This window comes from Butyrivibrio sp. WCD3002 (assembly GCF_000424265.1).
GTDB lineage: Bacteria > Bacillota > Clostridia > Lachnospirales > Lachnospiraceae > Butyrivibrio.
This window is the reverse complement of the sequence record NZ_AUJO01000022.1, coordinates 1-24,566: the sequence shown is the minus strand read 5'-3', so window position 1 is coordinate 24,566 and position 24,566 is coordinate 1. Positions and strand designations below refer to the sequence as shown.

General features: G+C 42.6%; 24 protein-coding genes and 1 rRNA gene. 23 read left to right on the top strand and 2 right to left on the bottom strand.

Features of this window, described 5'->3' with window-relative positions; genetic code table 11:
* Positions 1 to 56: 56 nt before the first annotated feature.
* The gene (locus tag G608_RS0114190; RefSeq protein WP_026496596.1) at positions 57 to 1,334 is read left to right on the top strand and encodes an O-acetylhomoserine aminocarboxypropyltransferase/cysteine synthase family protein; all 1,278 of its coding nucleotides are present in this window, start codon (positions 57 to 59) and stop codon (positions 1,332 to 1,334) included.
* An 8-nt stretch (positions 1,335 to 1,342) separates the two neighbouring features.
* On the opposite strand, the gene G608_RS0114185 is transcribed toward G608_RS0114190, so the two are convergent.
* Positions 1,343 to 2,566 carry a ribonuclease H-like domain-containing protein gene (locus G608_RS0114185; protein WP_026496595.1) on the bottom strand — a complete coding sequence of 408 codons (1,224 nt, stop codon included), beginning with the start codon at positions 2,564 to 2,566 and terminating at the stop codon, positions 1,343 to 1,345.
* Between the two features lie 194 nt (positions 2,567 to 2,760).
* Here G608_RS0114185 and rsxC point away from each other — a divergent pair, with 194 nt between their 5' ends.
* The 14 genes from rsxC (at position 2,761) to G608_RS22595 (ending at position 16,832) form a co-directional block, all read left to right on the top strand.
* Positions 2,761 to 4,077 (top strand): electron transport complex subunit RsxC, encoded by a 1,317-nt coding sequence (gene rsxC, locus G608_RS0114180; RefSeq protein WP_026496594.1) that lies wholly within the window; start codon positions 2,761 to 2,763, stop codon positions 4,075 to 4,077.
* 18 nt (positions 4,078 to 4,095) lie between these two features.
* Positions 4,096 to 5,043 (top strand): RnfABCDGE type electron transport complex subunit D, encoded by a 948-nt coding sequence (locus G608_RS0114175; protein ID WP_026496593.1) that lies wholly within the window; start codon positions 4,096 to 4,098, stop codon positions 5,041 to 5,043.
* On the top strand, positions 5,040 to 5,639 hold the full coding sequence (locus tag G608_RS0114170) for an RnfABCDGE type electron transport complex subunit G (RefSeq protein WP_035795729.1): 600 nt from the start codon (positions 5,040 to 5,042) through the stop codon (positions 5,637 to 5,639). The genes G608_RS0114175 and G608_RS0114170 overlap by 4 nt, the downstream gene beginning before the upstream one ends.
* 12 nt (positions 5,640 to 5,651) lie before the next feature.
* Positions 5,652 to 6,518 (top strand): electron transport complex subunit RsxE, encoded by an 867-nt coding sequence (gene rsxE / locus G608_RS21280; protein ID WP_081677434.1) that lies wholly within the window; start codon positions 5,652 to 5,654, stop codon positions 6,516 to 6,518.
* The gene (locus G608_RS0114160) at positions 6,515 to 7,102 is read left to right on the top strand and encodes an RnfABCDGE type electron transport complex subunit A (RefSeq protein WP_026496591.1); all 588 of its coding nucleotides are present in this window, start codon (positions 6,515 to 6,517) and stop codon (positions 7,100 to 7,102) included. Before rsxE ends, G608_RS0114160 begins: the two co-directional genes overlap by 4 nt.
* Positions 7,103 to 7,142: 40 nt before the next feature.
* On the top strand, positions 7,143 to 7,937 hold the full coding sequence (locus G608_RS0114155) for an RnfABCDGE type electron transport complex subunit B (protein ID WP_330367034.1): 795 nt from the start codon (positions 7,143 to 7,145) through the stop codon (positions 7,935 to 7,937).
* A 116-nt stretch (positions 7,938 to 8,053) separates the two neighbouring features.
* Positions 8,054 to 8,857, top strand: a complete 804-nt coding sequence (locus G608_RS0114150) for a heparan-alpha-glucosaminide N-acetyltransferase (protein WP_026496589.1) — start codon at positions 8,054 to 8,056, stop codon at positions 8,855 to 8,857.
* Between the two features lie 112 nt (positions 8,858 to 8,969).
* A complete protein-coding gene (locus G608_RS0114145) occupies positions 8,970 to 9,452 on the top strand; it encodes a hypothetical protein (protein WP_026496588.1) in 483 nt (160 codons plus the stop codon).
* Positions 9,453 to 9,469: 17 nt separating this feature from the next.
* A complete protein-coding gene (pyk, locus tag G608_RS0114140; protein ID WP_026496587.1) occupies positions 9,470 to 10,885 on the top strand; it encodes a pyruvate kinase in 1,416 nt (471 codons plus the stop codon).
* A 34-nt stretch (positions 10,886 to 10,919) separates the two neighbouring features.
* Positions 10,920 to 12,653 carry a YARHG domain-containing protein gene (locus G608_RS0114135; RefSeq protein WP_026496586.1) on the top strand — a complete coding sequence of 578 codons (1,734 nt, stop codon included), beginning with the start codon at positions 10,920 to 10,922 and terminating at the stop codon, positions 12,651 to 12,653.
* 8 nt (positions 12,654 to 12,661) lie between these two features.
* The gene (locus G608_RS21275) at positions 12,662 to 13,846 is read left to right on the top strand and encodes an N-acetylmuramoyl-L-alanine amidase (RefSeq protein WP_242829396.1); all 1,185 of its coding nucleotides are present in this window, start codon (positions 12,662 to 12,664) and stop codon (positions 13,844 to 13,846) included.
* A 367-nt stretch (positions 13,847 to 14,213) separates the two neighbouring features.
* Complete coding sequence (locus tag G608_RS0114125) at positions 14,214 to 15,152, top strand: hypothetical protein (protein WP_026496585.1); 939 nt, start codon at positions 14,214 to 14,216, stop codon at positions 15,150 to 15,152.
* Entirely contained in the window at positions 15,149 to 15,904 is a 756-nt protein-coding gene (locus tag G608_RS0114120; RefSeq protein ID WP_026496584.1) for a YrzE family protein, read from the top strand. Before G608_RS0114125 ends, G608_RS0114120 begins: the two co-directional genes overlap by 4 nt.
* A gap of 94 nt (positions 15,905 to 15,998) precedes the next feature.
* Positions 15,999 to 16,832: a prepilin peptidase gene (locus tag G608_RS22595; protein WP_051209363.1), complete on the top strand. Its 834-nt coding sequence runs from the start codon at positions 15,999 to 16,001 to the stop codon at positions 16,830 to 16,832.
* An 80-nt stretch (positions 16,833 to 16,912) separates the two neighbouring features.
* Here G608_RS22595 and G608_RS0114110 read toward each other — a convergent pair whose 3' ends face one another.
* Positions 16,913 to 17,896 carry an Rpn family recombination-promoting nuclease/putative transposase gene (locus G608_RS0114110; protein ID WP_026496583.1) on the bottom strand — a complete coding sequence of 328 codons (984 nt, stop codon included), beginning with the start codon at positions 17,894 to 17,896 and terminating at the stop codon, positions 16,913 to 16,915.
* A gap of 613 nt (positions 17,897 to 18,509) precedes the next feature.
* Here G608_RS0114110 and G608_RS0114105 point away from each other — a divergent pair.
* The 8 genes from G608_RS0114105 to G608_RS0114075 all read left to right on the top strand — a co-directional run.
* A complete protein-coding gene (locus tag G608_RS0114105; RefSeq protein WP_026496582.1) occupies positions 18,510 to 19,187 on the top strand; it encodes a GDSL-type esterase/lipase family protein in 678 nt (225 codons plus the stop codon).
* Between the two features lie 85 nt (positions 19,188 to 19,272).
* The gene (locus tag G608_RS21265) at positions 19,273 to 20,754 is read left to right on the top strand and encodes an MFS transporter (protein WP_051209361.1); all 1,482 of its coding nucleotides are present in this window, start codon (positions 19,273 to 19,275) and stop codon (positions 20,752 to 20,754) included.
* A gap of 60 nt (positions 20,755 to 20,814) precedes the next feature.
* Positions 20,815 to 21,546 carry a glycerophosphodiester phosphodiesterase gene (locus G608_RS0114095; protein ID WP_026496581.1) on the top strand — a complete coding sequence of 244 codons (732 nt, stop codon included), beginning with the start codon at positions 20,815 to 20,817 and terminating at the stop codon, positions 21,544 to 21,546.
* Positions 21,533 to 22,495, top strand: coding sequence for an alpha/beta fold hydrolase (locus G608_RS21260; protein ID WP_035795725.1), 963 nt, complete (start codon positions 21,533 to 21,535; stop codon positions 22,493 to 22,495). The genes G608_RS0114095 and G608_RS21260 overlap by 14 nt, the downstream gene beginning before the upstream one ends.
* Positions 22,488 to 23,477 (top strand): pyruvate kinase, encoded by a 990-nt coding sequence (gene pyk / locus G608_RS0114085; RefSeq protein WP_026496580.1) that lies wholly within the window; start codon positions 22,488 to 22,490, stop codon positions 23,475 to 23,477. The genes G608_RS21260 and pyk (G608_RS0114085) overlap by 8 nt, the downstream gene beginning before the upstream one ends.
* A 34-nt stretch (positions 23,478 to 23,511) precedes the next feature.
* Positions 23,512 to 23,802, top strand: coding sequence for a hypothetical protein (locus G608_RS0114080; protein WP_026496579.1), 291 nt, complete (start codon positions 23,512 to 23,514; stop codon positions 23,800 to 23,802).
* A gap of 2 nt (positions 23,803 to 23,804) precedes the next feature.
* The gene (locus G608_RS24575) at positions 23,805 to 24,005 is read left to right on the top strand and encodes an Ig-like domain-containing protein (protein WP_081677435.1); all 201 of its coding nucleotides are present in this window, start codon (positions 23,805 to 23,807) and stop codon (positions 24,003 to 24,005) included.
* 371 nt (positions 24,006 to 24,376) lie between these two features.
* Positions 24,377 to 24,566, top strand: a 16S ribosomal RNA gene (locus tag G608_RS0114075); the annotation flags it as partial.

Here is a 24,566-nt window from a genome sequence, read left to right as displayed (position 1 = left end):
GAATAGTGCTAATGCAGTGCTTTTTTTTGAAACTAAACAAGGGAGGGATTTAGATAATGAGTAATTATTCTATGGATACCAAATGCGTGCAGGGCGGTTATACACCCGGAAACGGTGAGCCCAGACAGATTCCGATAGTTCAGTCTACCACTTTTAAATATGCTACCAGCAGTGATATGGGCAAGCTTTTTGATCTTGAGGCTTCAGGCTATTTCTACACAAGACTTCAGAACCCTACTAACGACTACGTTGCAGCAAAAATTGCTGAGCTTGAGGGCGGCAGCGCAGCAATGCTTACATCTTCAGGTCAGGCAGCCAACTTCTTTGCGCTTTTCAATATCTGCGAAGCAGGAAGCCACGTTGTAGCATCAAGCTCTATCTATGGCGGAACCTTCAACCTTCTCGCTGTTACCATGGCGAAGATGGGCATCGAGACCACATTTGTATCTCCTGATGCAACTGACGAAGAGCTTGCAGCAGCATTCAAGGATAACACCAGAGCAGTATTTGGTGAGACCATTGCTAATCCCGCACTTACAGTTCTTGATATAGAAAAATTTGCGAAAGCAGCTCACGATCACGGAGTTCCGCTTATCATCGACAACACCTTCCCTACACCTGTTAATTGCAGACCTATCGAGTGGGGAGCAGACATCGTTACACACTCAACAACCAAGTACATGGACGGACACGGCGTGGCAGTTGGCGGTGCTATCGTTGATTCAGGAAAATTTGACTGGATGGCACACGCAGATAAATTCCCCGGACTTACAACTCCCGATGATTCATATCACGGTATTGTTTATGCTGAAAAATTCGGAAAAGAAGGTGCATTCATAACCAAGGCAACATCACAGCTTATGAGAGATCTTGGAAGCATCCAGTCACCTCAGAACGCTTTTTATCTGAACCTTGGCCTTGAGTCACTTCACGTAAGAATGCCTAAGCACGTTGAGAACGGCCAGGCAGTTGCTGAGTTCCTTGAAAAGCACGAGAAGGTAGTTAAGGTCAACTATCCCGGACTTAAGTCTGATCCTTACTATGACAGAGCTATGAAATACATGGGAAATGGTGGATGCGGCGTTGTATCCTTTGAAATCGCAGGCGGAAGAGAAGCTGCGGAAGCATTCATGGGCAAGCTGAAAATCTGCGCAATTGAAACTCATGTTGCTGATGCAAGAACCTGCTGTCTGAATCCTGCTACTTCAACACATCGTCAGATGACAGACGAACAGCTTAACGCAGCAGGAATCCCCGCAGGACTTATCAGAATTTCCTGTGGTCTTGAAGATAAAAAAGACCTGATCGCAGATATCGAACAGGCCCTGGCTTAAGTAATCACTTAGCAACTTTCTATTATATGCGCCATAACATGCAGCGCGTACAGACTCATTGCACTACGGCTCTGCTTCAGCTCATCGGTGAGCTCGAAGTAGAGCTTTTTATCTTCATAGCTTTCTTTGAAAACAGGAGAGAAAACTGCATCCCACTGAACAAGGTACTGACCCGGCTTTCTTGTGTAGCAGTTTGATGCTTTTGCCTGCTCCCTGTGAGTCTTTTCGACAAACTGGGCAACAGACTTATGAAGAGCCTGATCCTCGGCAGGCAGATAGTAGTAATCCTTATAATTATCGTAAAAATACTTAAGCTCTTTTTCCAAAAGCGGCATACGAATGGTCGCGCTGCTTCCTTCTGCCTTAAAATAGCAGCCATCGGCACTACCGCCAACAGAAGAGGGCAGATAGTCGGGAAGAGACACCTTCATGATGATCTCCTCGCGGGTTTTTCCCTCGTAGTCGTTGTAGTAATTTGCCTGAACCTTTGTGGCACGGATAGGAAGATCGATAACTGCATCAGGATCCTCGTTGTCAGAGCCTTCATCCATAAGAAAACCGCTTCTTATCTGCGGAAATTCTGCAGCTTCGGTATTAAAAAGTATCACATTCTGCTCACAGAGTGCGGTGAAAAGATCATAATAATAAAGTGATGGCAAAAGAGCGAACATTCCCCGGACATCATCTGCATTGTGCTGCATTAGAAGATTGTAGGCTTTCTCTGTGGGATTAGTCAGGTAATCCGTGTAAACCTCAATAAGCTCGCCGCCTGAGTATTCATCAATTCTGTCTATACCAAGGAAAAGCTCGATGGTTTTCTGCTTACAATCTGGAATGCCAAGCACATTTTTATAGGGACTGATGCGCTTGTACATGTCTATGGATTCCATATTTTCAAGGACGTCGGTCATATTTGCCTTGTCGCACTTAAACTTGATAAAGGGCAGATCAAAGCGATTGCCGTTAAAATGTATGAGAATTTTATAATCTCTGGCAAAGCCCATGAAGGTCTTTATAACTTCAAATTCTTCATTCTTTTCATTTGCGAAAAACTGGCGAAGATGCCAGCCGTCATCCCCATAATAAGCGCATCCGATAAGATACAGGGAACTGGTTTTAGGAGACAGGCCTGTGGTCTCGATATCGAAAAATAGAATATCTTTTTTATCATTACAGATTCGCTCCAAAGGATAACCCGGTTCCTGATTTATGAGTTCGTCTATGATTTTCATACCTTATACCCCAAAGAAATTCATTAAAAATTTCATATAAAAACTGACAATTCAACTAAATCCTTAAAACATTAATATGATACCACATAAAATGTATAAATTGCCCATAAGTTTTCTAGAATAATCTGACTAATCGCGCAACTTTGGTGTATAATAATTTTATGTATTTTCTTAACGAAAGGAAGAGGTAGGAAATGGCTAAATTAACTTTTGTTGGCGGAGTGCATCCTTACGAAGGCAAAGAGCTTTCCAAGGATAAACCCATCAAGGAAGTCCTGCCGAAAGGTGATCTTGTCTATCCGGTATCTCAGCATATCGGAGCACCTGCAAAGCCGATCGTCCAAAAGGGGGACCATGTGCTGGTAGGGCAGAAGATTGCCGAAGCGGGAGGATTTGTCTCAGCGCCGATCTATGCATCGGTATCAGGAACTGTCAAGGGGATTGAAAAAAGGAGACTGGCTACGGGGGCGATGTGCGACAGCATTATCGTAGAAAATGACGGCCTCTACGAGGAAGCTCCTATGCTTCCGGTAAAATCTCTTGAAGAACTCACCACTCAGGAAAAAATCGATCTCATACGAGAAGCAGGCGTAGTCGGAATGGGCGGCGCCGGGTTCCCTACAGCCGTGAAGCTCTCACCCAAGGAACCTGAAAAAATTGAATATGTTATCGCGAACTGTTCTGAGTGCGAACCCTATCTGACCAGCGATTATCGCCGTATGATCGAGGAGCCGGAGCTCGTACTGGGCGGCCTTAGAGTTGCGGTTTCGCTTTTCCCCAATGCCAGAGGAATACTCGCCATTGAGGACAACAAGCCCGACTGTATCGCTAAATTCCGCGAGCTCACCAAGGACGACGATAAGATAATGGTCAAAGCGCTTCAGACCAAGTATCCCGAGGGTGCTGAGCGTATGCTTATCTATGCCTGCACCAAGAGAGAGATCAACTCCTCGATGCTTCCTGCAGATGCTGGATGTATCGTTGATAACGTTGATACTCTTTGTGCTGTTTACAGAGCTGTCACAGAGGGCAGACCTCTCATGGAGAGAATCGTAACCATTACCGGCGATGCCGTTGTGGATCCCAGGAACTACAAGGTTCGTATCGGTACCAATTACAGAGAACTCCTTGAGGATGCCGGCGGTTTTGTAAAGACACCTGCAAAGATTATTTCAGGCGGTCCCATGATGGGATTTGCACTGTTTGATCTTGATGTTCCTACTACCAAGACAGCTTCAGCTCTTACCTGTCTTACAGAGGATGCGGTTTCTGCAATGGAACCCAGCGCTTGTATTAACTGTGCAAAGTGCGTGGATGTTTGTCCCGAGAGACTCATTCCCAAGAACCTCGCAGATGCGGTTGAGAATGGTCAGGAGGAGAGATTCCTTGCGCAGTACGGTATGGAGTGCTGTGAATGCGGATGCTGCAGCTTTATTTGCCCGGCCAGAAGACAGCTGACCCAGCTCATCAAGGGTATGCGTAAGATTCAGCTTGGCAAAAGAAAGAAGTAAAAGAAAGGGAGAGTAACAATGAGCGATATGATGAAAGTATCGTCAAATCCGCATGTCAGAAGCGGCGTGACATCATCAAACATTATGATGTGGGTGGTTATAGCGCTCCTTCCCGCAGCCGGCTTTGGCGTCTACAACTTCGGTATCGATGCACTGATCATACTTCTTATATCAGTTGGCTCAACGGTCGCTACCGAGTTTATCTATGAAAAACTAATGAACAAAAAGATCACCATAGGTGATTTTTCTGCGGTTGTCACAGGACTTCTGCTTGGAATGAACCTTCCCTGCACGGCACCCTGGTGGCTTCCCATCATCGGTGGCATCTTTGCAATTTTAGTTGTAAAAATGCTCTTTGGCGGACTTGGTCAGAACTTCATGAATCCTGCTCTTGCAGCAAGATGCTTCCTTCTGATTTCGTTCCCTGCACTGATGACCAACTTCACAACCGATGTTTACACATCGGCTACACCTCTTACAGCACTTAAAAACGGCGAAGACGTAATGGTTCTTGATATGATCATCGGTAAGATTCCCGGAACCATCGGTGAGACTTCCATGATAGCCATTGTGATTGGTGCCTGCATACTGATAATGCTTGGTATCATCGATCTCAAGATACCCGGAACCTACATTGTTTCCTTCGTTATTTTCATAATCCTCTTTGGAGGACATGGACTGAACGGAACCTACATCTCAGCGCAGCTTGCAGGTGGCGGACTTATGCTCGGTGCATTTTTCATGGCAACCGACTACGTAACAAGTCCCATCACCACCAAGGGAAAATACATCTATGGTGTATTCCTTGGAGTTCTCACCGGAATTTTCCGTGTATTCGGAGCTTCAGCTGAGGGTGTATCCTATGCCATCATCATAGGAAACCTTATTGTTCCGCTTATTGAAAAGTACACAATTCCGAGAGCATTCGGAATCAAACCGGCACCGAAGAAGGAGGAGAAAGCATGAGAGACATAAAAACTCTGATTAAAAATGCACTGGTTCTCTTCGTTATCACATTGGTAGCCGGAGTTTCACTTGGTTTTGTTTATCAGGTGACTAAGGAACCCATTGCCGAGCAGGAGAGACTTGCACAGGTAAAAGCAAATCAGGCAGTTTTCCCTGACGCAGCTGACTTTACGGATGAAGCACTGGATGAAGCAGTTGCCGCGCAGGTTCTGTCAAATGCCGACTACGGCAAGATTGAAATTAGCAGTGTGAAAAAAGCAGTTGACTCATCAGGAAACGGACTTGGCTATGTAATCCAGGTTACAAGCGGCGGATACGGAGACAAGATCGTATTTACCGTTGGTATTACCAATGAGGCTTCGGTTAACGGCATATCACTGATATCCATTAACGAGACTCCCGGACTTGGAATGAATGCCGAGAAGGTGATAGTTCCCCAGTTTGCCGGAAAGCCTGCTACTGTATTTTCAGTTACCAAGAATGCAGCAGCCTCCGACAGCGAGATTGAGGCAATCTCCGGAGCAACTATTACATCAAAGGCCGTTACATACGGCGTAAACGCAGCTGTTGAGTATTTTCAGTCTGCATTACAGTAAGGAGGGGCACTGATGAGTGAAGAAAGAAAAGGAGCCCTTGGTTTTAAACAGGATACTCCTGCAGAAAGATTTTTTAACGGACTTATCGTAGAGAATCCGACGCTGGTACTCATGATCGGTATGTGTCCTACACTTGCGGTCACAACGTCAGCGATAAACGGTCTCACAATGGGACTTGCAACTACATTCGTACTTGCACTCAGTAATGCGGTTATTTCACTTCTGAGGAAGGTTATTCCGGACACAGTTCGTATTCCTTCATTTATTGTAGTAATCGCATCATTCGTAACATTGGTTCAGCTTGTTATGCAGGCATACGTTCCAAAGATGTATGAAGCACTTGGCGTGTACATTCCGCTTATAGTTGTTAACTGTATCATCTTTGGCCGTGCCGAGGCATACGCTTCAAAGAACAACATCATTCCTTCCTTCTTTGACGGAATCGGAATGGGTCTTGGCTTTACCTGTGCAATAACTGTTATCGGACTTTTCCGTGAGCTTATCGGCGGCGGCACAATGTTCGATGTTCAGATATTCGGTGAAGGCTCTGTTGTTCCCGGAGCAGTAGGATACTTCTTCTCACAGTATCAGCCGATTCGTATTTTCATTCAGCAGGCAGGTGCGTTCATCGTATTGGCAGTGCTGATCGCAATCATGAATCAGGTAAAATTCAACCTTGAGAAAAAGGGCAAGGATACTTCAAAGTTCGGTGTTGGCGGATGCTGCAGCGATGTTGAGATAAAGGATCCCCACAAGGTTAAGGAAGAGCTTCTTGCAAAAGAAAAGGCAGCTCTTGAAGCAAAAGAGACAATTAAGCCTGATTTCAAAGCAGCAGAAAAAGAGCCGGTACCGGTTAACAGTAAGGAGGAGAACAAATGACAAATACAATAGTAGGACTTTTGTCCATCATGATAACCGCCTCACTTGTTAACAACGTAGTACTTAGTCAGTTCCTTGGACTTTGTCCGTTCCTTGGTGTTTCAAGGAAAACTGAGACGGCTTTTGGTATGGGTATGGCCTGCGTCTTCGTTATTTCGCTGGCATCCCTTGTAACTAACGCCATTTATAAGTTTATATTGCAGCCATTGGATCTGTCTTTTTTACAGACTATCGTATTCATCATGGTTATTGCCATGCTGGTTCAGTTTGTAGAGATGTTCCTTAAAAAGTTCGTTGTTTCTCTATATCAGTCACTTGGTGTATACCTTCCGCTGATCACAACCAACTGTGCAGTGCTTGGTGTTGCACTTAACAACGTAACTGACGGATACAGCTTGCTTGAGAGTACAATCTGCGGTTTTGCCACAGCAGTCGGCTTTACGATTGCCATCGTAATTCTTGCAGGTATTCGTGAAAAGATCGAGTTCAATGACATCCCTAAGCCCTTCCGCGGAATGCCCACGGTACTTCTTGCGTCAGCGCTTATGGCAATAGCATTTACCGGTTTTTCAGCTCTTAGGTAGGTTGCGAGAGCAGAACTTCCATATAAAGGAGATAACTATTATGATTAGTGGTGTACTCATTGCTACAGCAGTGGTTGCAGGCGTCGGTATAATCATAGGAATAATCCTCGGCGTAGCTGACATGAAGCTGCATGTAGATGTGGATGAGAAAGAACAGGCTATTTTGGAAGCACTTCCCGGAAATAACTGTGGTGGATGCGGATTCCCCGGATGTTCAGGATGTGCAGCTGCTATAGCAAAGGGCGAGGCTGCTGTAAGCCAGTGTCCTGTAGGAGGCCCTCCGGTAGCAGCAAAAATATCAGAGATTATGGGTGTTGATGCGGGCGAAGCAAAGCGCATGGTTGCTTACGTGCACTGTGGCGGCGACTGCGAGCAGGCAACCCAGAGATATGAATATTATGGAGCAGAGGATTGCCGCGTAATCAATCAGGTACCAGGCGCAGGTCCTAAAACCTGTACCTTCGGATGCCTTGGCGGTGGAAGCTGCGTAAGTGTCTGCCAGTTTGATGCGATCCACGTAGTAAACGGAATCGCAGTAGTTGACAAGGAAGAATGTAAAGCCTGCGGCAAGTGCGCAGAGATCTGTCCTCGTCATCTGATTGACCTTATTCCCTATGATGCAACGGAATCCGTTCGCTGCAAATCTCAGGATATGGGTCAGGCAGTCAACAAGTACTGTAAGGTCGGTTGTATCGCATGTCATATCTGCGAGAAGAACTGTCCTGCAGGAGCAATTACAGTAGAGAACAATGTAGCTACAATCGATCAGGAAAAGTGCACACACTGCGGACTTTGCGCAGAAAAGTGTCCTAAGAAGGCTATCGAGGTACTGTAATAAAACAGTTTAGACATTAAATGGTCTGTAAAGAGCTGAAAAAATGCTCTTTTCAGACCATTTTTTCATTATTTTTATAAAGAAAATTTCCTATTAATACAGTATAATAACAAGGTATGGAAAAAAGACTAAAGACACTGGATACATTAAGAGGATTTACCATAATCAGCATGATCCTATACCATTTTTGTTGGGACCTTAAGTATATCAAGGGTTTTGACATGGAATGGTACGTCAGTGAGGGTGTGTATTTCTGGCAGCAAAGTATTTGTTGGAGTTTTATTTTGCTGGCAGGTTTTTGTATGCACTTTGCAAGGTCGCCACTTAGAAACGGTGCTGTTGTATTTCTCTTCGGAGTGATAGTTACCTGCGTCACTGAGATTTTTCTTCCGGAAGCACCGATACATTTTGGTGTTCTTACGCTGCTCGGCTCATCAATGCTGCTGATGGGTGCTTATCTGAAAATCTATGATAGGATAAACAGCCTTACTCACGCACAGAGCAGAGACCATAAGTATAAGCCGGATAAAAATGTAAGTACCTTTGGCTTTTTAATAACTGCATTTTTATTTGCTCTTACAAAGGGGATTAATTTTGGTGTTTTGAAGCTGGCATTTATTAACATTAAACTGCCGGAATCGCTGTATCAAAATGGCGGAGCAGACGGAATGGGCCATTCTTATCTGACTTATCTTGGTTTTATGCAGAATGGTTTTTATTCATCTGATTATTTTTCACTGATGCCCTGGTTTTTCCTTTTTATAGCAGGATATTTCCTATACGGAGTCCTCAGAACACGTTTTAAGTCAAAGGTCTTTCATATTGATATAAAGCCGCTTTCATGGCTGGGCAGGCATTCACTTATAATCTATCTGCTTCATCAGCCGGTTTTATACGGAATCACAATTTTATTGCCATAGTGACCGGCAACGTATTTTCATGCCGTGGATATAGAAATTGGCGGCATATTTCCTTGCCGGTATAGCGCCGGTTTTCGAAGTGAGGGGAGAACTTCAAAAAGGGAGATTTATTATGAAAAAAGGCTTGAATAAAGGTGTAGCTTTTGCGGTGGTATTTATCTCAGTTTTTGTGATGTGCCTCGCACTTATAATCTATATGCTTAATATGTCCAACACATTAAGAGAATTCAAGGTGGACCTGTTTGTTCTTTGCAACGAGGCTGATGTATGCGTGGCAGAGAGCTCGGAGGGGACATTCAGAATTAATAAAGACAATCTGAATGCCATTAACCTCATTATTTCATCCACCACAGGTGCTATTGTTAAAGGTGAGCCGGAGCTTTTGGATGAGTTCAATCTTGATTTTACCCATGACGGCGAAGAGTGGAAAATGCTCATAGGCAATGCCGGCGACAACAGGATGCTTATTGAGCTGAATGGTCCAAGACACTACAAGGTTTATTTGAAGGAAAACAACAAATATGCGGAGCTCTTAAAATGCGTTTCTGCTAAGGGCTATCATGAAGCCAATAAACCTTTTAATGTAAATAAGTAATATAAATAGGAGATTTTATGAGAAAAACTAAGATTGTATGTACTATCGGTCCCGCAAGTGAATCAGAGGAGATGATCGCAGCGCTCTGCAAAGCAGGAATGAATGTTGCGAGACTTAACTTTTCACACGGAGATCACAAGGAGCAGCTTACAAGAATTAAGAGAATAAAGAAGGTTCGCAAAGAACTTGGCCTTCCCATCGCAATTCTTCTTGATACAAAGGGCCCCGAATACAGAATCGGTACCTTTAAGAACGGCAAGGTCAACCTTGAAGCAGGAAAGAAATTCACCTTCACAACCGAGGACATCAAGGGCGATGACACCATAGTTTCCGTAAGCTATAAAAACCTTGCGAAGGAGCTTTACAGAGGCGACAGAATCCTTCTGAACAACGCTCTTTTGGAGTTTAAGGTTATCGATACAGACGGCACAAGAATTGAGACTGAGATCATCACAGGCGGCGAGCTTTCAGATAAAAAGAGCATGAGCTTCCCCGGAAAGCACATCAAGCAGGTTTATCTTTCAGAGCAGGATAAATCAGATATCCTTTTTGGTGTCGAGAATGATGTTGATTTCATCGCATGCTCATTTGTTTCCGTAAAACAGGATCTTGTGGATGTCCATGAATTTTTGAAGGCACACAACGGTAACGACAAGGTTCAGCTCATCGCTAAGATTGAGAACCAGTCAGGCTATGACAATATCGAAGAGATCTGCACAGAGTGTGACGGAATCATGGTTGCCAGAGGAGACATGGGTGTAGAGGTTCCCTTCGAGCAGCTTCCTGCGATCCAGAAGGACCTTATCACCAAGTGCAGAATGCTTGGTAAGCGTGTAATTACAGCTACTGAGATGCTTGAGTCCATGATCCACAATCCCAGACCCACAAGAGCTGAGACCTCAGACGTAGCAAACGCTGTTTATGACGGAACAAGTGCCATCATGCTTTCTGGCGAGACCGCTGCGGGCGCATATCCTGTTCAGGCTGTTGAGACCATGGCAAAAATCGCTGAGACTACAGAGCAGAATATTCATTACAACAAGCGTTTTTACAATTACGATTTTCTTATAAAAAATGATGTGGATGCAATTTCACATGCAACCTGCGGAATGGCTATTGACCTTGATGCCAAGGCAATCGTAGCCTGCACCCTCTCAGGACGTACAGCGAGAATGGTATCCAGATTCAGATCACCTGTGGATATCATCGGTCTTACAACTAATGAAAAGACCTGGAGATGGCTGTCACTTTCTTGGGCTGTCACACCCAGAATGTGCGATGTTTTCCCTTCTACTGACGTTTTGTTCTACAGCGCAAAGAAGGTTGCCATCGAAACCTTTGATCTTAAAGAAGGGGATAAGATCGTTATCACAGGCGGTGTTACCAACGGAGAATCCGGCAATACCAATCTTATTAAGATTGAAGATGTATAAATAAAATCCATGAAATGAAAGTGAGGAGAGAGAAATGTTTTGTGGAAGTTGTGGAACTCAGATTCCCGAGGGTTCGAAGTTTTGCCCAAATTGCGGCACGGCTGTTGAGGTACCGGTTCAGGTTGTGCGTAAGAAGGGAGGCGCAGGTAAGCTTGTAGGAATTATCGCTGGTGTATGTGTACTGATTCTTGCACTTGGTGTAGGAGCGGCCTACTTGTTTTTGGGCAGAAAGACCACTATCAATCTCAATAAGTACATGACCATAAGCTACAGCGGTTATGAGACAATAGGCAAGGCTTCAGCAGTTTTTGACACTGATAAATTCGAAGCTGACTACAAGGATAAGATTAAATTCACCAAGGCAGCTAAGAAAGAATTCGAAAGCGCTAAGGGTGAGTTAGGCGAGCTTGGTAATCTTGTAAGTGACCTTGATGATGTCGAGGCAGCGCTTGCAGCATACGGTTTTACACCGGCGTCTCTTTTGGAGGATGGTTTTAACGGTAGCCTTGATAAGACAGATGGTCTTTCAAACGGCGACAAGGTAGTTTATACATGGACCATCTCAGAACAGGATGAGAAGGATTTTGAGAAGTATCTTAATGTAAAGATTAAGTACTCAGACATTGAGGGCACAGTTGAAGGCCTTGAGACAGCTACATTATTCGATCCTTTCGAGGGCGTTGAGATAGTTTACTCGGGAATCGCCCCTGATGGAACAGCTCAGATTCAAAACAGCAATACAAGCGGTGTTTACGGATACCTTGATTATCAGCTTGATAAGAGCTATGAGCTCAGTAACGGAGACGAGATTACAGCTACTGTTACAACTTATTATGGAGATAGTCTTGAGGATTACTGCCTTGAAAACTATGGCATGATACCAAGTCAGACAGAAAAGGTCTTCACAGTAGACGGACTTAGCAGCTATATAGCATCTGCTTCCGAGATTTCAGACGACATGCTGTCCAAGATGAAGCAGCAGGGCCTTGATATCATAACAGCTAACGCAGCATCTTACTGGTCAGATCAGGTTACATTAAAAGAAGCAAATTACATCGGCAACTATTTCCTTGTTGAGAAGCCGGGTGCATATGCAGACTACCACAACATTGTGAATCTTGTTTTCGAAGTAGTATCCACAATCGATATAGACGAAGATGATGCTAAGTACAAGGCAGATATTCCATATTACTACTACGTTTCTTTCTATGATGTAATGCAGATGCCTGACGGAGTAACATCTGTTGACCTTAGCAGATATGACACAACCTATGACTACTTTAACGTAGATACAGGCGTGGATTCCGGTTGGTGGAGCACCTACAATTACGACTTCAAGGGTTATGAGACCTTAGATACAATGTTCAACAAGCTTGTATCAGCAAGCGTTGATGTTTATACTTATGAAGATAATATCCAAGATGATTTAAAGAATAATAATGCTCAGATAAGTAGCGAAACAGAAGCTGACAAAAATGAGGATAGCGCAGATTACATTTTACCTGATAGTGACACAAGACTTTATACGAAGGCAGAGCTTAATAAGTTTACTGCAGAAGAACTCAAAATAGCCCGCAATGAGATTTATGCACGCTACGGCAGAAAGTTCAAGGATGAAGAACTTCAGAGTTATTTTGACAGCAAGGACTGGTATGTAGGTCTTTACACTCCGGAAGAATTCGACAAGATAAGTAACACCCTTCTGAGCGATACCGAGAAGACCAACGCTGAATTGATTAAAGAAGTAGAAGATTCAAAGAAAGATTGATTTTTGACATGAAAAAAAGAAAGAACAGTCCTATCCCATACATACTTATCGGGGTAGGTGTGATTGTACTTTTGGCACTAGTGGTTTTTGCTATTACAAGGGATCCCTCAGGTGTAAAAGATAAAGAAGAAACAGAAGTGGCGGAAGCTCAGATGGAGGCTTCCGGTGATAGCGGTGATACGGATAGTGTCTCTGCTGATGATCAGGCAGGTTCCGAAAACGGTGATATAACCATGAACGGATCAGAAGAAGCTCAGGCTCGGGAGAATGATTCGCTGCAGGCTTCACAGAATGGTGAAGGCTCATCGGATACTGCTGATAGTGATGAAAGTACAGATGGCGCGGCTTCTGAAAATTCAGATACATCAGAAGAAAATGGAACTTCTGATACGTTAGCTGCTGACAGCGATGCTTCTGCGACTGCTGGAGACAGCACAGATAAAGAGGCATCAGATAGTGAGAATGCTGAATCATCTGAAAACAGTAATGCAGATATTTCCGGTTCAGATAGTGAGAATACATCCGCAGATGCAGCGCAGGCTCAGACGTCAACGCCACATACAGGCGGCCATCTTGTAGTAATTGATCCGGGGCACCAGTCCCATGGAATGTCAGAGAAGGAACCCAACGGCCCGGGGTCATCAAATATGAAAGCCAAGGTTACAGGCGGAACTTCAGGCAAGACATCAGGCCTTACAGAGTATCAGCTCAACCTGACAGTCGGACTGAAGCTTAGGGATGAACTGGTCGCAAGAGGCTACACAGTTATAATGACAAGAGAGTCCAATGACGTCAGTCTTAGTAATGTGGACAGAGCACAGATTGCCAATAACGCAGGTGCGGAAGCCTTTGTCAGAATACATGCCAACGGCTCTGATAACACCTCCACAAACGGTGCCATGACTATTTGTCAGACACCTTCAAATCCCTACAACGCTGCTTACTATTCACAGTCAAGAAAGCTTTCAGACTGCGTTCTTGATTCCTTCGTGGCCGCAACCGGCTGCAAAAAGCAGTACGTATGGGAAACAGATACCATGACCGGCATCAACTGGGCTAACGTCCCCTCCACCATCATTGAGATGGGCTATATGTCCAACCCAACAGAAGATGCCAACATGGCCTCCGAAGCCTACCAGTCTCAAATGGTGACTGGAATTGCAAATGGAATAGATGCTTTCTTTGCGAACTGAATTATGATGAAAATGTTGAGGCTCCCCAGGTAATAGGGGAGCTTTTCAATTCCTTGAAAGCCACTTATTGCCTAGGAAAACAGATTAATCAAATCTTAAGAAATTTTGTAAGAGTTTCTTAAGAAATTTGGGAACTATTTGTGGTATTATCTTTTTACGTGATCACTACAGTTTAAGTTTAAAAAGCATATATTTATTAGACTAAATTGGTCGGTTTGATCATATAGGTATCCGGGATATCCCCGATTATTTCCACTGAATTTGTTTGTAAAGACATAACAGCAAGGTTATAATTTAATAGTAAGACATATCTCTACTACATGCTCCTATATGGTCATCTGATTTAAAAGTATAGAGAGGATGTAGTATGATAGAAGTACAAAATAAGGTCACTGTTAATGAAAAATATAAGGATAGGTTATTCAATTTCATATTTGGTAGTCCTGAGAATAAGAAGTGGACACTGAGTCTTTATAATGCTGTAAATGGATCTGCTTATACAGATGAAAATGCTATAGAAATCAACTCGATTAAAGAAGCTCTTTATCTGGGGATGCATAATGATACATCATTTATGATTTCAGATACAATCAATATTTATGAGCATCAGAGTAGCTTTAATCCCAATATGCCACTTAGGCAGCTACAATATCTCGGGAGTTTGTATGAAAAATATATAAAAGAAAATGAACTGAATAAATATAGTAGCACGCTTTTACAGCTTCCAGTTCCAAAGCTGGTAGTATTTTATAATGGTATTAGGGATAAACGGGATGAAATCATTTTAAATCTCAGTGATTCTTTTGATGAGAGAGTCAGGGCTGAGGCAGATGTTGAAGTCCGTGTCAGAATGTTGAATGTTAATTATGGTCATAACCAAAAAATCTTGGATGCATGCAGACCGCTTAAAGAATATGCATGGTACATCGATACTGTTAGACAATACCATCGAGCGATGGGGATAGAATCTGCGCTTAGCAGAGCTATAGATGACATGCCTAAAGATTTTAATATTAGGCAATTTATGATGATTCACAAATCGGAGGTATTTAGTATGCTTTTGTGTGAGTATAATGAAGAAGAAACAATGAACTTGTTCAAAAAAGAGGGCATACAGCAAGGACTACAGCAAGGTCAACAGAAGCATCTTGTCGAACAAGTTTGTAAGAAACTTAAAAAATGTAAAACAGCTGCTGAGATAGCAGAAGATTTAGAAGAAGATATAAATGAAATAACAAGAATATGTCAGGTGGCAGAGAAGTATGCGCCTGATTACGATGTTAATGCGATTATGGAGAATCTATGAACTCTCTGTTAATTAGTTTTCTTTCGATTGAAATAATTTCTACATTCCGCGGATTGAGAAGAGGAATCCGCGGAATGGTCTATGGAATCGCCACGTGGGTCATCATGATCCTTCTTATTCCGTCGTTGGCGCTTAGTATCACACATAATCTTGAAAAACAACCAAAGGTTAGAGATAAAATAGAAGACATAATTGATCCATACGTTGATGCTGTTACCATGAATGTTTTGGATGAGAATTCAGCTGTATTTAACACTGACACTGATGCGTTGAAACAGTACTTTCAGAACTTCGTCGGAACCGAGGAGCAGCTTGAACAATATGAAAAATATGTTCTTGGTGAGTCCGACGATCCGGGATATTCATATTCTCAGGGCAGCACCTTTAGCTTTGAAAATGGGTCGCTTGAGCAGCAGGCCCATGAAGAGGCCAAAGATACTCTTGTGGAATACAGCATCTACATAATGTCAGTTGTGATCAGCTATATACTGATAAAAATCGGATTAGCCATAGCTTCAAGCCTAATAAATAGCTCTATGAAGCAGCGTCTTAGAACCTCTGCCGACAACATCGGATTACTCTGGGGAATTGCAGAGGGCGTACTCTATATATTTGTCATCCTGATGATAATTTCAACCATGCAGCATACCGGTGTCGGAAAGCACTTCATGAGTATGGTCACAGAGAACACCTTTATCAAGTATATGTATGAAAATAACATAATTCAGAAGCTGTTTATGGCAGGCCCTTGATTTAATAAATCAAAGTGACTTGCTGTTCATAAATTACGCGGTGGATTTTTGAATATATTGAGTAACATCATTTACATGTGGGGGATAGGGCAAAATGTATGCTTATTTTAGAACGGTAGTTTTCATATTTGGACTTATATTTGGTTCGTTTCTTAACTGCACTGCAATTCGAATATGCAGGAAAGAGGATTTTGTTAAGGGCAAGAGTCACTGCATGTACTGCGGACACGACCTTGCAGCGATAGATCTAATTCCTGTGGTCAGCTATCTTCTTACAAAGGGTAAATGCAGATATTGCAAAGAAAAAATATCACCCAGATATCCGCTTACAGAGCTTTCTTTTGGAATAATTACGCTGTCAATGTACCTTGCAGTGTTAGAGCCATCTCTTAGACTTTTGTTTACTGTGGACGTATCCACATTAGTATTGTTTTTTAGAAATCTTGTACTTTCAGGAATCCTTTTCATAATCGCGCTTACAGATCTTGAGACCTTTGAAATACCGGATGGATGCATTCTTGCCGGAATTATTACCTGGGTAGTGACTGCACCCTTTATGTCAGGTGAAGGCCTATTTTCAAAGATATCGCTTTTGTGGATGGGGAATCATCTTCTTGCAGGAATTCTGATGCTAGTAATCATGCTTCTTTTAACTATGGCAGTTGAGAAGTTCCTGAGAAAAGAGGCGCTTGGAGGTGGAGATATTAAACTCTTTGCGATGCTTGCACTTTATCTTGGATATGCCGGAAGCTATGAGTTAATCATTTTCTCCTGTATCAGCGGACTTGTATTTGCAGCTATCAGACGATTGCTTAACCCGGATGCTTCAAAGGCATTTCCTTTTGGCCCTGCCATAGCGTTTTCGGGATATTTACTTTTGATTTTTTCAGAAAGTATTACGAGTTGGTATCTCGGGCTACTCATGTAGAGCTTAAGTTTTAGGGTATAAAGTAACCAGGATTTCACAAACGTGAAATCCCGGTTTTGACTGTAGACATATCTAATATGTTAATCCAACTTTAACAGAAGACGAGCCTGCTTTTCTGCATCAGCTCTGGGAATATTTTGCATTTCCATTATTGAAAGTGTAACGTTTTCAAAATCCTCATTTTTTTGCTCTCCTCGACCTTCAACCCTACCTTCAACCCGACCTTCAATCCGACCTTCAACCCGTCCTTCAATCCGACCTTCAACCCGTCCTTCATCTATTAATCCTTGAATTCCTTTACACACTTCTATCACCTCATCGTTCTCATGTTCTGGTTTAATTGTTGATCCTGTCATGGTATTCATAATAGCCACTCCTGTTCGACTGATTTTCCATTCACCATTTCGCTCAGCTACCATTTGTTTAAGAGCAGGAGTGCTGTCTGATTTGCTAATGAATTCAAGCACACCTCCAAGCTCTGTTTTGAACAATTTGAAATCGTTGATTGTTTGCGGCGTGATAAGATTTACTCTGTAATCACATGCATAAATACGAATTTCCTTTGGTGTATTAGGTGGAAACATATCACTAATGCGCAGGCTACCATCCCATTTTTCTTTGCCCCAGTATATGGTAAGCGTTACTACAGGGATTATGTGATCGTCTTTCGCAAAATGAGATAAGAATTCATCACCTTTGAGATCCTGTTTTTTCTTGTGCATGGTAGATATGTTATCTGCCTGTGTAGCATAATTAAGGCTGTCATATAGCAGGTTCTTTACAGCCATGGCGTAATGTATATTTGATTGGTTTTCAACGCCCATCATAACATACACTGCATCATCCGAAGTGCGAAGCACACACTGCTTAAGCACATCCCTCATTTTCTGCTTTGCAAACAAATCATTGTTTTTAGTGAGGGAAATTAGTTCGGTAGGATCTTTTTCGTGAAGATCAGTATCTTTTATAACCTGCTTCCCACCAAATAAAAAGTAGTTGAACGCATCTGCAAAACGTGCATTATCTGACATGTATTCCTTAGTCAGATTGTCTTTTTGTCCCATTTAATCATTTCCTTTCCTCGCATTTTTGAATTCTCAGCCGTATATCTATTATAGAAATAACGCGAGGCAAAATAGTATCTGGACAAAATACATATTTGGGTACAGTAAAATAAAGCTATGTCAATACATACTTTCTTTTTGTACATTATAACATAGTTATATCAATGTTTCTGCGAAAAGTGCCCGAAATTAGGGCTGGATTCGTTACGCCGTAGCGTTATTTGATAAAGATATAAAACATGAGTGAAATCATAATAACATATGAGATAAACAAATACAACAGAAAATGCAATTTGTTCATTTGTTACCAGATAAGTGTTGAATAAGTTTAATAATTATTTAGGAATATTGATAAATCACAAAGTAGTGGTAATATCTCTCAGGATGCCACCGCCGATTCAAATGCGCTTTTTGCAAGGATTAAAGTGACGATACTGCTTTGGTACTTGCTCTTTACTATATTTTACTTCATAGATTTCGCAGCAGAGATTTTTTGGATCAAATACTACCATATCAAACTCGCTGATTGGAAATTGTAAGTTATAACGGCGATATGCAGCCTGCTTTTTTTGAGGTAAAATGTACTATATATATTACTAACCAGGAGGACATTATGGCAGAGGAAAGCAAAAACGTATTTTCAGAATTTATTGGGGATTTTATGAAGCGCGAGAAGGCTGATAAGCTGGAGCGATACAGACATCTGAACAAATTTGTGAAAAAGGGTCAGATCCTTTTTACAGGCTCATCACTTATGGAGCAGTTTCCTATTCAGGAGATTCTTTTAAATCACGGAATGAATCTGACAATCTATAACAGAGGTATCGGCGGATACACAATCCCGGAGATGCTTGATGCTATGAACGAGCAGATTCTCGACTTAGAGCCATCTAAGATTTTTATCAATATCGGAACCAACGACATCAGCATACCCGATGAGACCAAGGAAAAGCTTATTTCTGATTACAGACAGGTACTTACCCAGATTAAGGAAAAGCTTCCGGAAACTGTGGTTTATCTGATGGCTTATTATCCTGTAAACGAGACAGTTGCAGCAAAGATGCCCTGGCCCGACGCAGACAAGGCAGCAATCCTTAGAAGAGAGAGGCTTCCTGAGGCAAACGCAGCAGTTAAGGCTCTTGCTGAAGAATTTTGCTACAACTATATCGATGTAAACGAAGGCCTCACCGGCCCTGACGGCAAGACCAAGGAGGAATTCTCAATCGACGGAATTCACATGTGGTCTGATGCATATGAAGTTGTTTTTGAAAATATGAAAAAATATCTTTGATTTACAAAAGCTTGCGCTGTCCCCATCTGTTTTGGGGACGCGTGCTTATATTATGAAAAAAGAGAAAGGTTTTTAGGGGGCACTTATGGAATATTATGGAAGAAAACCAAACTATAATTTTCTTCACCAAATGATGTTTGGCATGGCGGAATTCTACAACGGGGGCGCTTTTGTCATCATAAACACTTTTTTTGCAGTATTTATGACCAAGGCACTTGGCATGCCTGCGGCGCTTGCGGGCACAATCCCGCTTGTGGGAAAGGTTTGGGATGCCATCACGGATCCCTTGATGGGAAACATTACTGATAGGACCACGTCCAAATTCGGACCCAAGAGATTTTACATTTTTATTGGTGCATTTGCTTCATCAATTACATTCCTTCTTTTATGGGTAAGCATTCCAAGCACCTCGCCTGTGATTCTTTATATCTTTTATCTGTTTATGTACTGCCTGTTTTCAACGGGCTTTACAATTCTTTTTGTTCCATATTACGGACTTTTACCTGACATGATGGATGACTATGCCATGCGTGCGAAGTTTTCAAACTGCCGCATGATCTGGTCCACACTGGGTTCCATGGTTTGCGGACTTATTCCGACATTCATAATTACCGATACGCTGAACAAAGGCCTGTATATGAAGTGCGCCTTCATTTTCAGCATTCTCTTCCTGTGCACATCCTTAGTGACCTTCTTTGGCACTTGGGAAAAGAAAAAGGAACCCATCAACACAACTCTTGCCGAGAGCTTTCCTCAGTCTGTAAGCGTCTTAAAAAGCAGATCCTTCAGGCTTTTCCTGGGCCTGTATCTCTTTGGACAGTGCGGTATGGACTTCGTTTCCGGCATGGCAGTTTACTATGTGGATGATGTTTTAAACGGCTATGGAAACGGTTACTTTACCTATCTTATGGCGGTTCTTCTGATTTCGCAGCTGGTTGGTATGCTGATCTGGGGACCTGTTATGAGCAAGACCTCCAAGAGGACGACCATACTTATCGGCGCGCCTATAAGACTTTTTGGTACTTTGGGACTTCTTGCTTTTTCTTATGAAGGTGCAAACATAGTTATGATTTTGATTATGACGGCACTTATTGGTCTTGGAAACGCTGCAACTCTCACAAGCATCTTTGCAATCATGGCGGATATGGCTGAGGTTGACGAGCTGATCACATCAGTAAGAAGACCCGGCATAGTTTCCGGTATGGCTACTTTTATCAGAAAAATCTCAGCAGGCGTATCAGCCGCAGTTATCGGAATCCTTTTATCGGCAGTTGGTTATGATGAGGTAATCGCAAATCAGGGCGGCCGCCAGAGCCTTGGTACTCAGCATGGAATATCCCTGATTTTCATCATCTGTCCTGCTATTCTGATTACACTTTTGTTTGTAGTTGCTGTTATTTTCCCTATCACAGGAAAAGAGTTTGCAGTTATTCAGAAGGAAATCGCCCGCAGAAAGGGCGAGGAACCTTCAGTAGCCTCAGATGAAGAGAAGCGAATCTGCGAGAAGGTAACGGGCTTTTCCTACGATAAGCTCTGGGATATCAGGAATTCAAACAAGAAGGTTTGATTTTTGAAAAAACGTATTCCAACAAACGAATATTTATATAAGAAGAAAGAGGTGAAAATTATGAGCTATCCTTTAATTTGGGCTCACCGTGGAGCCAGTGGTTATGCGCCTGAAAACACACTTCCTGCATTTAAAATGGCGGCTGATATGAAGGCCGACGGAGTTGAGCTGGATATCCAGCTTACAAAGGATGATGTGATCGTAGTCTGCCATGATGAAAAAATCGATAGGACCAGTAATGGTGCGGGATTCATCAAGGATTATACCTATGAGGAGCTTCTTAAGTTTGATTTCTGCAATGGAAACCAGGCCTATGAAGGTGTGCACATTCCTACTATGGAAGAGGTGTTTGATTTACTTGACCCTACAGGCCTTACCATCAACATCGAGCTTAAGACAGGGGAGATATTCTACCCTGATCTGGAGGATAAGATTGTCGAACTCACGAAGAAAAAAAGCTTTTCCGACAGAGTAATCTATTCATCCTTCAACCATTACTCAGCTATGAAGATTAAGGATATGGATCCCGACGCAAAGGTGGGCTTCCTCTACGGCGACGGTCATCTTAACATGCCCGGCTACGCTGCCGAAAATGGCGTAAACGCGCTTCATCCGGCATTCTACAACCTGCAGTATCCTGATTTTATGGACGACTGCAATATGTTTGAGATTGACGTTAATGTCTGGACCGTAAACAAAGCTGCCGACATGATTAAATGCCGCGACCTTGGCGTAAATGCCGTGATTACAAACTATCCTGATAAGGCAAGGGAATTATATGAACAAGGTTAATTTTTTAGGTGAAGATGATTTCATCGAAGTAATGAAAACTGAAAACAAGGAATTTCGCAAAGCCCATGTAAAGCAGGGAAAATTCAAGTCCTTTGACGGAACTACCCTCAATTACTATTTTGCCATGCCGGAAAACGCCACAAAGGTAGTAGTTTTCGTCCACGGCTTTTGCGAGTTTTTCGGAAAATATCACGAGTACGTGTGGTATCTGTATCAGGCGGGCTTTGGTTTCTATTTCATAGAGCAGCGTGGCCACGGCTACTCCGAGGGCAAGATGAAGGAGCCCGATGTAGTCTACATAGACGATTACAACACTTATGTGGAAGACCTTCGCATTTTCATGGATAAGGTTGTTGTGCCTGCTACTTCCGGAAAGAAGCGAATCCTTTTTGCACACTCAATGGGAGGCGCTGTAAGTACCCTTTTCCTTGAAAAATATCAGGACTACTTTGACAGAGCTATCCTTAGCTCGCCCATGCTTAAGATGAAGTCCGTTCCCTCAAAATTCATTATCACACTGATCACTATCTACGCGACTTTATTTGGTAAAAAGCAATCAATGGGACCGGGACAGAAGTACTTTGACGGCAAGCCTGTTTTTGAAACCAGCAGTACCCAGTCAAAACCGCGCTATGATTATCTGTTTGAGATGCGATTAAAGGATGAGCATTACCAGACCTATGGTGCAGCCTTTGGTTGGGGACTTGCCAGCTACAAGGTTTTTGACAGGATTTTCAAAAATACATCAAGGCTGTCTCTGCCTATAACAGTCTTTACTGCAGGACAGGACCATCTAATTGACCCTGACGGCTACAGGGAGTTTGCAAGGAAGGTCCCCCAGGCAAAGATTGTCAATTTTGAGGATTCAAGACATGAGATATTCAATGCATTGGAAGAAACTCGAAATGAATATTTCAGACAGGTACTGGAGATAATAGATAATGATTGATATATTCGGAACCCTTGGCCCATCCTGCAGCGACGAAGCAACACTTAAAGCCATGTTCGAAGCTGGCATGACAGGAGTAAGGCTAAATCTGTCTCATTCCATGCTTGCTGACAACTTAGATACGATAAATATGGTCAAAAGTGCCGCAGAAAAAGTAGGGGTTAAGCCCCTCATTCTCGTAGATATCCAGGGCCCTGAGTTGAGGATAGGTGATTTGGAAACTGAGCTACAGCTTAGCGAAGGGCAGGAGATAGTTATTGGAAAAAACGGGATCCCGGTAGACTTTAGAATTTTTGAAAACATCCATCCCGGTATAGAACTGAAATTTGACGATGGTAAGTTAGCCGCTGTCGTTTCCTCATGCTCGGATGACTACGCGCTGGCCACAGTAAAGCGTGGTGGGGTCCTCAAAAGCCGCAAAAGCATAGCCTCGGATGATTTCGATATCGAGATGCCAACTCTTACAGAGGAAGACCATATCAATATCAAATGCGCAGCAGAAAATGGAATAACAGGAATAATGCAGCCCTTTGTGAGAGGCCGCGAGGATGTGGCAACCCTTAGAAACGAATTGCACCATTGCGGAGCAGATGATATTCGAATCTACGCCAAGATAGAAGACAGGCGAGGCATCGATAAACTTGACACTATTATAGAAGAAAGTGATGAAATTATAATCGCAAGGGGAGACCTTGGAAACGCCGTACCACTCTATGACCTTCCCGGAGTACAAAAGGATATCGCAGGAAGGTGTACTGAAATCGGAAAACCGTTTATGGTTGTAACCCAGATGCTGGCTTCCATGGAACATAGTCCTGTTCCCACAAGAGCAGAGGTAAGCGACATTTTTAATGCAGTACTGGACGGCGCATCATCCGTTATGGTGACCGGAGAAACTGCAGTAGGCGAGTATCCTGTCGAAGTAATCAGATATATGAAGAAAACAATTGAAAGTGCGGAAAAGTACAAAAATAAATTGTGAAGAAGGGACTTAAAATCTCAGAAAGGAGGACATAATGAGCAGCGTTTTTGAAAAAGGAAAGATGGGTATACGTAGTTTTTTATCTGTAACAATTTTATCGTTTGCAATGGTAACAGGAGCAGTTCCCTTAAATGTATTTGGCTTACCGGCAAATGCTGAAGAGTCAGGTGGAAGTGATAAGACATATTATGAGCTGGTTTATGATCCGGGAGAAGGTTCCGGTACCATGGCATCTGAAGAAGTATATGATGGGCAGATATACTCTTTTCCTGAGTGCTCATTTGAGCCTCCAAGAGCCTTTCTGTTGATACGGGTAAGACTGTAAATATAAAAGCATCGGTAAAGCTTGCTGATAAGAAAAAGAAGCTCCCTAAAAATGCAGCGAAGCTAAGGTACGTCTCTTCAGATGAAGCGATTGCTACAGTCGACAAGAAAGGTGCAGTTAAAGGTGTAAATTCAGGAACCTGTTTCGTATATGTTTTTGCCGTAAATGGTCTTGCAAAGAAGGTAGAAATTATAGTGAAATGAGAATTTCATAACAAATTTCAATTTTTTTTAGGAGGAATAATGTGTCGCAAAGCCGCATTATTCCTCACTTTTTTGCTTTTGAAGATGGCTCGGGAAAAATTTTTTTGAAAAAAATTTAAAATTTTTGTTGACACATTATTTGCGTGGTGATATATTTAATTTTGCTGCGGCGCACGGCAAACAAACAAAAAGCCAGCGAGCCCAGTGTTTAAGCACTTTGACAATGGAATAGTAATGCAACCCTGAAAATTCCAAAAAGAAATTTCAGAGAACAAAACAAACCTAACAAGGTAAAAACGGACAGAACAAAGCCAAGCTTTAGTTCTGGTCAGACGAACGATCCAGTCACTTTAAGTGATTAGATAGAATTTAAACGTGAGAGTTCGATCCTGGCTCAGGATGAACGCTGGCGGCGTGCCTAACACATGCAAGTCGAACGGAGATTTAACGCTGATGAAGCTTCGGCAGAATCTTGTTAAATCTTAGTGGCGGACGGGTGAGTAACGCGTGGGCAACCTGCCTCGTACTGGGGGATAACAGTTGGAAACGACTGTTAATACC